This window comes from Microcoleus sp. BR0-C5, assembly GCF_036705045.1.
Lineage (GTDB): Bacteria > Cyanobacteriota > Cyanobacteriia > Cyanobacteriales > Microcoleaceae > Microcoleus.
Map to the genome: position 1 here is coordinate 1 of NZ_JAUBTR010000200.1, position 1,445 is coordinate 1,445.

Here is a 1,445-nt window from a genome sequence, read left to right on the forward strand (position 1 = left end):
ACTACAGGCGCCACAGCTTGGAATTTCACCACCGTCGCTGACACCACAGCCCCGACAGCCACCTTCACCCCCGCAGATAACGCCACCAGTGTTGCAGTTGCTGCTGATTTAGTCGTCACCTTGAGTGAAGCCGTACAAAAAGGCATCGGCAATATTGTCATCAAGAAAGTCTCCGACAACTCAGTGGTGGAAACCATTGATGTCACCTCAGCCAACGTTACAGTTAGCGGCAGTAGCGTCACCATTAATCCCACAGCAAATTTAGTTGAGGGTATAGATTACTACGTTGAAATTGCGGACGGTGCAATTAAAGACTTAGCAGGTAACAATTATGCCGGCACTACAGGCGCCACAGCTTGGAATTTCACCACCGTCGCTGACACCACAGCCCCGACAGCCACCTTCACCCCCGCAGATAACGCCACCAGTGTTGCAGTTGCTGCTGATTTAGTCGTCACCTTGAGTGAAGCCGTACAAAAAGGCATCGGCAATATTGTCATCAAGAAAGTCTCCGACAACTCAGTGGTGGAAACCATTGATGTCACCTCAGCCAACGTTACAGTTAGCGGCAGTAGCGTCACCATTAATCCCACAGCAAATTTAGTTGAGGGTATAGATTACTACGTTGAAATTGCTGCCGGTGCAATTAAAGACTTAGCAGGTAACAATTATGCCGGCACTACAGGCGCCACAGCTTGGAATTTCACCACCGTCGCTGACACCACAGCCCCGACAGCCACCTTCACCCCCGCAGACAACGCCACCAGTGTTGCAGTTGCTGCTGATTTAGTCGTCACCTTGAGTGAAGCCGTACAAAAAGGCATCGGCAATATTGTCATCAAGAAAGTCTCCGACAACTCAGTGGTGGAAACCATTGATGTCACCTCAGCAAATGTCACCGTTAGCGGTAGTAGCGTCACCATTAATCCCACAGCAAATTTAGTTGAGGGTATAGATTACTACGTTGAAATTGCGGACGGTGCAATTAAAGACTTAGCAGGTAACAATTATGCCGGCACTACAGGCACAACAGCTTGGAATTTCACCACCGTCGCTGACACCACAGCCCCGACAGCCACCTTCACCCCCGCAGATAACGCCACCAGTGTTGCAGTTGCTGCTGATTTAGTCGTCACCTTGAGTGAAGCCGTACAAAAAGGCATCGGCAATATTGTCATCAAGAAAGTCTCCGACAACTCAGTGGTGGAAACCATTGATGTCACCTCAGCCAACGTTACAGTTAGCGGCAGTAGCGTCACCATTAATCCCACAGCAAATTTAGTTGAGGGTATAGATTACTACGTGGAAATTGCGGACGGTGCAATTAAAGACTTAGCAGGTAACAATTATGCCGGCACTACAGGCACAACAGCTTGGAATTTCACCACCGTCGCTGACACCACAGCCCCGACAGCCACCTTCACCCCCGCAGATAACGCCACCAG

General features: G+C 49.8%; 1 protein-coding gene. It reads left to right on the forward strand.

Annotated features, from left to right (window positions below):
- Positions 1 to 1,445: Ig-like domain-containing protein (locus QUB08_RS31910; RefSeq protein ID WP_333230297.1), on the forward strand; the 1,445-nt coding region annotated here is incomplete at both ends.